8 protein-coding genes are annotated in these 8115 nt (G+C 73.8%); 5 read left to right on the top strand and 3 right to left on the bottom strand.

Going from position 1 to position 8115, the window contains the following annotated elements; genetic code table 11:
• From ACWGE1_RS38600 to ACWGE1_RS38615, 4 genes are all read left to right on the top strand, one after another.
• A partial coding sequence (locus ACWGE1_RS38600) for an ABC transporter permease (RefSeq protein WP_453425143.1) occupies positions 1 to 858 on the top strand: 858 nt, incomplete at its 5' end.
• Positions 846 to 1790 (top strand): ABC transporter permease, encoded by a 945-nt coding sequence (locus tag ACWGE1_RS38605; protein ID WP_453425144.1) that lies wholly within the window; start codon positions 846 to 848, stop codon positions 1788 to 1790. The genes ACWGE1_RS38600 and ACWGE1_RS38605, both read left to right, overlap by 13 nt.
• A gap of 4 nt (positions 1791 to 1794) precedes the next feature.
• Positions 1795 to 2898 (top strand): ABC transporter ATP-binding protein, encoded by a 1104-nt coding sequence (locus ACWGE1_RS38610; protein WP_453425145.1) that lies wholly within the window; start codon positions 1795 to 1797, stop codon positions 2896 to 2898.
• The gene (locus tag ACWGE1_RS38615; RefSeq protein ID WP_453425146.1) at positions 2895 to 3554 is read left to right on the top strand and encodes an HAD family hydrolase; all 660 of its coding nucleotides are present in this window, start codon (positions 2895 to 2897) and stop codon (positions 3552 to 3554) included. Before ACWGE1_RS38610 ends, ACWGE1_RS38615 begins: the two co-directional genes overlap by 4 nt.
• Before the next feature lie 11 nt (positions 3555 to 3565).
• Here ACWGE1_RS38615 and ACWGE1_RS38620 read toward each other — a convergent pair whose 3' ends face one another.
• A complete protein-coding gene (locus ACWGE1_RS38620; protein WP_453425147.1) occupies positions 3566 to 4075 on the bottom strand; it encodes a hypothetical protein in 510 nt (169 codons plus the stop codon).
• Between the two features lie 86 nt (positions 4076 to 4161).
• Here ACWGE1_RS38620 and ACWGE1_RS38625 point away from each other — a divergent pair, with 86 nt between their 5' ends.
• Positions 4162 to 5247, top strand: a complete 1086-nt coding sequence (locus tag ACWGE1_RS38625) for a DUF2330 domain-containing protein (protein WP_453425148.1) — start codon at positions 4162 to 4164, stop codon at positions 5245 to 5247.
• 26 nt (positions 5248 to 5273) lie between these two features.
• Here the strand turns inward: ACWGE1_RS38625 and ACWGE1_RS38630 are convergent, their stop codons facing one another.
• Positions 5274 to 6896 carry a carboxylesterase/lipase family protein gene (locus ACWGE1_RS38630; protein ID WP_453425149.1) on the bottom strand — a complete coding sequence of 541 codons (1623 nt, stop codon included), beginning with the start codon at positions 6894 to 6896 and terminating at the stop codon, positions 5274 to 5276.
• 160 nt (positions 6897 to 7056) lie between these two features.
• Positions 7057 to 7962, bottom strand: coding sequence for a 5'/3'-nucleotidase SurE (surE, locus tag ACWGE1_RS38635; protein ID WP_453425150.1), 906 nt, complete (start codon positions 7960 to 7962; stop codon positions 7057 to 7059).
• Between the last annotated feature and the right edge of the window lie 153 nt (positions 7963 to 8115).

Raw genomic sequence — 8115 nt, forward strand, 5'->3', positions numbered from 1 at the left:
GCCCCCCGCCCCCCCCCCCGCGGCCCGCGCACCTGGCTCGCGACCCTCCCGCTCCTCGCCTTCACCGGGCTCTGCTTCGGCATTCCGCTCGGCGCCATGGCCTTCGGCGCGGTCACCCGCACCGACCCGGCGAGCGGCGCCACCCGGGTGACCGGCGAGCACCTCGCCCGCTCGCTCCAGGGCCCCTACCTCGGCTCGCTGATCGGCAGCGTCCAGCTCTCCGCCCTCACCGCACTGGTCGGCGGAGTCCTGGGAGTGGTGATCGCCCAGGCGGTGGTCACCTCCCGGTCCGCGGCCCTGCGCAATGCCGCCCTGACCGCCTCCGGAGTGCTCGCCAACTTCGGCGGCGTACCGCTCGCCTTCGCCTTCATCGCCACCGTCGGGATCTCCGGCGTCGTCACCCGGCTCGCCGACCTCGCCGAGCTCGGCTGGAACCTGTACTCCTTCACCGGCCTCACCGTGGTCTACCTGTACTTCCTGATCCCGCTGATGGTCCTGGTGATCGCCCCCGCACTGGACGGACTGCGCCCGCAATGGCGCGAGGCCGCCCAGAGCAGCGGAGCCACCGGCCGGCAGTTCTGGCGCCACGTCGGCCTGCCCGTCCTCGCACCCTCCCTGCTCGGCGGGTTCGTGCTGCTCTTCGGCACAGCCTTCGCCGCACACGCCACGGCCGCGGCCCTCGTCGGCGGTTCCGTCCCCCTGGTCACGCTCAAGATCGCGGACGCGCTGTCCGGGAACGTGCTCACCGGCCAGGAGAACGTCGCGCTCGCCCTCGGCCTCGACATGATCCTGATCGCCGCCCTGGTCATGGCGGTCTACCTGCCCCTCCAGCGACGGAGCGCCCGATGGCTGCGATGACCCCGACCACCGCACACCCGGAAAACGCCGCACGGCCCACCCCGCCGCGCACCGCCCGGTTCCGCCCCCGAGGTCGCCTCAAATCTCGCCCTCGCCCTCGCCCGAGGGTCTGGCACGGAGCCGTCCTAGCCCTGGCCGGGGCCTACTTCCTCGTCCCGCTCATCGCCTCGTTCGTCTTCACCGTGCACGTACCAGGCCGGGGCGTCACCTTCGAGGCGTACACCGAACTGCTCTCCGCCGACGGCTTCACCGAGAGCCTGCTGCTCTCCCTCGGCCTCGCCGCCGCGACCATCGCCCTGTCGCTGCTCCTCGCCGTGCCCGCACTGGTGGCCGTACGCATCGGATCCCCACGGCTGCGCCCGGTCGTCGAGGTGATGTGCATGCTGCCGCTGGTCGTACCGCCCATCGCGCTGGTCACCGGCATCACCACCGTGCTGCGCTGGGGACCGGAACACCTGTCGCGGACCCCGCTCTACCAGACCTTCATCGCCGTCCAGAACGAGGAGTTCCCCGTCGTCCTGGTCCTCGCCCACACGGTCCTGGCCCTGCCCTTCGTCCACCGCTCGCTCGACGCCGGGCTGCGCGCCGTCGACGTGCCGACCCTGGTCGAGGCCGCCCGCAGCTGCGGCGCGAGCTGGCCGTACGTCGTCCTGCGGGTGCTGCTGCCGAACCTGCGGGCCTCGCTCGCCGGCGCCGCCTTCCTCACCCTGGCCCTGGTGCTCGGCGAGTTCACCATCGCCTCCCTCCTCGGCTTCCAGCCCTTCGCGGTGTGGATCGTCTCGATCTCCGGCGCCCAGGCCCGTATGTCGGTGGCCGTCTCCATCCTCAGCCTCCTGATCACCTGGCTGCTGCTGATCGCCCTCTCCCGGGCCGGGACCACCCCCTCCACGGCCGCGGCCGCACCCGCCACCACCTCCCGCAAGGAGCCTTGAGCCCATGTCCACCACGCCCACCCCCCTGCCCGCGGCCAGGAAGCCGGCGGATCCCGACCAGCCCGTGGGCGCCCGCGTCGAGTTCCGCGGACTGCGCCGGGCCTTCGGATCCACCGTGGCCCTCGACGGGCTCGACCTGACCGTCGAACCCGGTGAACTCCTCGCCCTGCTCGGCCCCTCCGGCTGCGGGAAGACCACCGCACTGCGTGTCGTCGCCGGATTCGAGCAGCCCGACTCCGGGGAGGTCCTCGTCGACGGCGAGGACATCACCCGGGTCCCGGCCAACCGCCGCGACGCGGGCATGGTCTTCCAGTCCTACAGCCTCTTCCCGAACCTCAGCGCCCGCGACAACGTGGCCTTCGGCCTGCGCGTACGCAAGGTCGGTGCGGCCGAGCGCCGCGAACGCGCCGCCGAACTCCTCGACCTGGTCGGCCTGCCCGACCACGGCGACCGCTACCCGCACCAGATGTCCGGCGGCCAGCAGCAGCGCGTCGCGCTGGCCCGCGCCCTCGCCCTGCGCCCGCGCGTCCTCCTGCTCGACGAGCCGCTCTCCGCGCTGGACGCCAAGGTGCGGGCGAACCTGCGCGAGGAGATCCGGCGCCTCCAGCTCTCCCTCGGCATCACCACCGTGTTCGTGACCCACGACCAGGAGGAGGCGCTGTCCATGGCCGACCGGGTCGCCGTCCTGAACGCCGGGAAGCTGGAGCAGTGCGCCGCCCCGGCCGAGCTGTACGACCGCCCGGCCACCGCCTTCGTCGCCGAGTTCGTCGGCACCATGAACCGGCTGCCCGGACGGCTCGCGGACTCCGGCCTGGTGGAGGTGGCGGGAGCGCGCCTGCCGGTGGACGGCCCGGTGCCTGCGACGCCGGACGTGCAGGTCCTCGTACGCCCCGAGAACGTGACCGTCACCGCCGACGGCGAAGGCACCGCGACCGTCGTCTCCGCCTCCTTCTTCGGCTCCGTGACCCGGCTCCACCTGGAACTGCCCGGCGGGGTGGCCGTCAAGGCCGACCTGCCCTCGCGGGACGCGGGAGCCCTGGTACCGGGCGCACGCGCCGCCGTGGGCCTGGCCGAGCGGCCCGTGCTCGTCGTGGCCGGGCCCGCGTGAGCGCCCTCGCCGCGGTCCTGTTCGACATGGACGGCACCCTCGTCGACACCGAGGTGCTGTGGTGGCGGACCACCGAGGAGATAGCCGGCGGCCTCGGGCACCGCCTCACCGACGCGGACGCGCCGGAGGTCGTCGGCCGCGCGGTGGAGGACACCGCCGCCCACCTCGTACGGGTCTCGGGAGGGGGAGACCCGTCCGGGGTGGCGGCGGCGCTCACCGAGAGCTTCTTCCGCCGGGTGGAGGCCGGGGCGCCGATGCGGCCCGGCGCCCAGCGGCTGCTGACCGCACTGGAGGCGCAAGGCGTCCCCTTCGCCCTGGTCAGCGCGTCACCGCGGGTCGTCGTCGACTCGGTGGTCGGGGGCTCCCTGGCCCATGTCCCCTTCGCCTTCACCCTGTCCGCCGACGACACCGCCCGCACCAAGCCGCACCCGGACCCCTACCGGGCGGCCGCCGGGCGCCTCGGCCTCGCACCGAAGGCCTGCGTCGCGGTCGAGGACTCGCCGGACGGCGCCGCCTCCGCGGAGGCGGCCGGCTGCGCGGTCCTGGTGGTCCCCTCCCTGCTGGCGGTCCCGGCGTCACCGCCGCGGACCTTCGCGAAATCCTTGGAGGACGTCACCGTGGCACGGCTGCGGCGGTGCCTGAGCACGACCGCGTAGGAGCCACCCGCTCAGACCGGCAGGCCGAGGATGTCCAGGATGCCCTCCGCGTACGCGGCGCTCCCGGAGCCCGGGTCGGCGGCGATCTCACGGCGGAAGCCGTCGACACCCGTACGGATGAAGGCGGCGCACTGCCCGTGCAGTCCGGCCTCGTGGGTGCCGCCGTCGTCCACCGTGCACAGCAGGGCCAGCAGGGTCCACAGGAGGGCCTCGCGGGTGGCCCGCCGCGGCGGCTGCGCGGCCCACACGGCCATCAGCACACCGCACACCGCCGGGGCGGGCGGCTTCAGGTTCTCCGCGAAGAAGACATGCCCCTCCAGCGCGTGGAACGCCGAAGGGTGGCCCTCGGCGGCATCCCGCACCGCGTCCACCAGATGGCCCGCGGACCGGCCGCAGCCACACACGATGGCCTCCCAGTCGTGCCGCGCGATCTCCGCCACCACCGAATCCGGAACCAGCGGGCTGCCCAGCACCGCGGACCGGCGCAGCAGAGCCTGCTGCCGCTTGTCGCTCCCCGTCATGGGGCACAGTATGAGGCCAGGTCGGAGTGGTCGGCGAGGGGGGTCGGAACCGGATCTCCGGGGCCTTCGTCTGAGACCCCGTGTGGATGAAACGAAGAATTCTGGCACTGCTGTTCGCCCTGCTCGCGACCCAGCTGGGCGCACTGGTCAACCCGGCCTACGCGTGCGGGTGCGGGGCCATGATTCCCGACCGCTCGTCGCGCATCGGAGTCGACCGGGAGACCTCCGTCGTGCGCTGGGACGGCCGCACCGAGCAGATAGTCATGCGGTTCACCGTCGACGGGGACGCCCATCGGGCCGCCTGGATCATGCCGGTGCCGGGCCGGGCCACGGTGGAGCTGGGCGACGGCAGGATGTTCGACGAGCTGGACCGGCTGACCAGGCCCGAGCACAAGAGCCGCGGCTACTTCTGGCCGCGTGGGCGCGACTGGCCCTTCTCCTCCGGCACGCGCGACGGCGTCGGGGACGGGGCGCCCGGCGGCGCGGCGCCGCCGGTCGGCGTCGTCGGCCGCGAACAGCTCGGTGACTTCGACGTCGCGCGCCTCACCGCCACCGACCCGGCCGCCCTGAAGAACTGGCTGGAGAGCAACGGCTTCAACCTCCCTGACCCGCTCGTCACCGAGGTCAAGCCGTACGTGGACCAGGGCTGGGAGTACGTGGCGGTACGGCTCGCCCCGCGCCTGCAGGGCAAGCCGCTGCGCGGCGAGCTGGACCCGCTGAGGATCCGTTTCGAGAGCGACCGGCTGGTCTACCCGATGAGACTGTCCCGAATGGCCGTCGCCCCGCAGTCCCTCGGTCTGTACGTCCTGTCCGACCATCGCATGGAGCCCGCCTCCGCCATCGGCGGCTCCGCACCGAAGGTGACCTTCGCCGGGACCATTCACCCCGAGAAGGGACCGCTCGCCGAACTGGCGGGCGCCGAGCCGGTGTTCCTCACCGCAATCGACCAGCGGTTCCCGGTGCCGGGGCGCATCGACGGCGACCACGAACTGCGCGCCACCGCCAAGGACACCCCGTACCGCAGGGTGGTCTACCACGGCGAACTGCTCACGGTGGGCGGCGTCCCGGTCTGGCTGCTGACGATGGCGGCCGTCGTGGTGGCACTGACGGCCGCGTCCGTCGTGGTGCTCCGGATCCGTGACCGCCGGCCGCGCCCCGCCGGGGCGGCCTGACACCGGCGGGGCGCAGGCGGCGGGACTCAGAGCGGGCGGGGAGCCTGGGTCCGCCAGAAGGCGCACTGGTGCTCCGCCCCGAACGACGTGGTCGTCCGCGTCGCCGACGGGTTGAGGGTGAGGACCGCGGCGGCGGCGCCGGCCCCGGCCGGCGGCCACGCGGTCTGGCCCGCCACCACCGGGGCGCCGAAGCGCGCGAACGCCGCCCAGTAGCGCTTCATCCGGTTCCCGAGCGCGACCTGGACCGGGGTCAGCGGGCGCTCGCCCATCGTGAAGTCGTGCAGATAGGCCAGCTCCGCGCTGTGCGCGTTCGACTCGTCCAGGCCGGGCACCTGCGCACCCGCGAGCGTCGGCGAGCTCGGGTCGTCGAACTCGTAGACGTACGTCGGGACCTGGGACGCGAAGAGCTGCGCCGTCCAGGCGGTGTGGCACGCGAAGGTCGAGTCCGTCATGACGGCCGAAAGCGCCAGGTACGGCGTCCCGTACGCCGCGACCGGATAGCGTGCGAGCACCTCGGGTCCGGCGGCCCCGTAACCCGCCAGGACCTGCGCCGCGTACTGTTCGGCGGTCAGGTGCGGCTGGGTCAGGGCGACGAAGAAGCGGCCCTCGGAGCGGGTGCTCCCGATCAGCACCGGCACCCTGTTCCAGGCACCGCTCGCGATGGCCTGCGCCGGAGCGACCGGCAGCAGCCCGTCACCGGAGGCCGGACCGCGGGTGGGCAGCGTACGGGCCGCCTCGACCAGCGCCGCCCCGGAGGCGGCACGCAGGCAGGCGGCCACCCCGGCCGCGGGAGCGGTGCATCCCGCCCGCGCGGCGAAGGACCGCGCCTGCGCCTCGGCTTCCACGCCGTCCGGCGGGGCCAGCAACGTGCACGGTCCGCTCTGCAGCACGGCCCGGTGGAACAGCCCGGCGGCCGACGGGGCCGCCAGCAGCGCGCAGACGGAACCGCTGCCCGCCGACTGCCCGGAGATCGTGACGTTGCCCGGATTCCCGCCGAACGCGCCGATGTTCTCCCGGGTCCAGCGCAGCGCCGCGATCTGGTCCATCAGTCCGAAGGACCCGGAGCGCCACTCGTTCTCCCGGCCGAGCTCGGGCAGCGCGAGATGGCCGAGCTGCCCCAGCCGGTAGTTGGTGCTGACGACCACGCTCCGTGTGAGATCGGCCATGGTCCGCCCGCCGAACTGGGTGCCCGTTCCCTGGCTGTACGCGCCGCCGTGCATCCAGACGATCACCGGGAGCCGGGCTCCGGGGCGGGCGGTCCGGGGCCGGTACACGTCCAGGTACAGGCAGTCCTCGCTGACGGCCGCCGGATCGCTCAGACCGAAGGGGGAGAACTGCAGGCAGGCGGGAGCCTGCCGGGTGGCCTCCCGCACCCCGTGCAGGCGGGGCGGGGGCGCGGGCGCCCGCAGCCGTGCGTCCCCGACCGGGGGAGCGGCGTAGGGGACGCCGAGGAACTCCTGCGCGCCGTCGCGGGACTGGCCGCGCAGGGCGCCGCCCTGGCCGAGGGTGACCACCGGGCGCGGTGATCCGCCGGACGGCGGCGACAGCGGTGCCGCGGCCGCCGGTGCCGGGGCGAGCAGGGCCATCAGGGCGAGTGCGGTACCGAGCAGGGACCTTGCCGAGGGCAGCCGTTTCCCGGGCCTCTTCATCCGTCCTCCTGGAGTGTTGCCGGTTCTTGCCGATGCGGTGCCGTGCCGTGCCGTGCCGTGCCGTGCCGTGCCGTTCCGTCGTGATGCCGTGCCGGGTTCGGCCCGGGCACGGGCCGGCCGGGGCGGAGCGGGGTGCGGGCTCCGCCCCGGCCGGGGCTCGTCAGGGGCGGAGCCCGGCGATCAGTGCGGAGGTCACGGCGTGGTCGACCGGGCCGGTGTTCCAGTCGGGGCTCATGGGACTCACTGCGATCCGGCCGGCAGCCAGTGCTTCGATGTCACCGCCCTTGGCCGCGGGGCGCAGGTCCACCTTGACGGTCATCTTCCAGGTGCCGTCGCCCGCGTCGGTGAAGTCCGGTTCGAGCACGGTCTGCGGATCCTGGAAGGTCGGGGACACGCCCGCGGCCGTGCCCCTGCCGTCCGCTCCGACCACCGGGTGGTTGACGTTCAGGCCGACGCCCTTGGGCAGCAGCGGTCCGGAGCGGGCCTTCGCCCGCAGCCGGTCGATCAGCTTGACCGCGAACTCGACGGTCGGTCCCATCGCGTTGACCGTCGTCACGGGATCGGGCACGGTGAGGCCCCCGGTGCTCAGCGCGATGGCGGGCACGCCGTGCTCCAGTGCGGCGACGGCGCCGCCGACCGTACCGGAATGCGTGGCGAGACCGGCGACGTTCGGGCCGAAGTTGGTGCCCGAGACGACCAGGTCGGGGGCGTCCCCGGCGAAGACCTCGGCCAGCCCGAAACCGACGGAGTCGCCCGGGGTGCCGTCGACGGCCCAGACCTTCGGCTCGGGGTGCTTCACCGTGATCGCCGGGGCGTTCGACATCTTCGTGCCGGCCCCGCTCTGGTTGGTGAGCGGGGCGACGATCGTGACGTCGTGTCCGGCGGCGGTCAGGCGCTCGAAGACCTTGCGGATGCCCGGCGCGTTGTAGCCGTCGTCGTTGGTGAGCAGGATCCGCAACGGGCCGGCGGGCGCGGCCTGCGGCGCGGCGACCGCAGGCGCCGTGCCGGCCAGGGCCGGCGTGCACAGCAGCAGGGCGGCCAGCGGCAGAACTCGCTTGCGTCTCACAGGGTGCTCCTTGGGAGGGAAGGGAGATGAGGGTGAGCAGGGGTGGGTACCGGCGGGCGCACGACCCTCGGCGGGCGCCCGCCGGAGCTGTGGTCGGGCCCGGGGGAGGCTGTCTCTTATACACAAAAGACGCAGCCCACGAAGTAAATAGTG

The organism is Streptomyces sp. NPDC054932 (genome assembly GCF_053610205.1).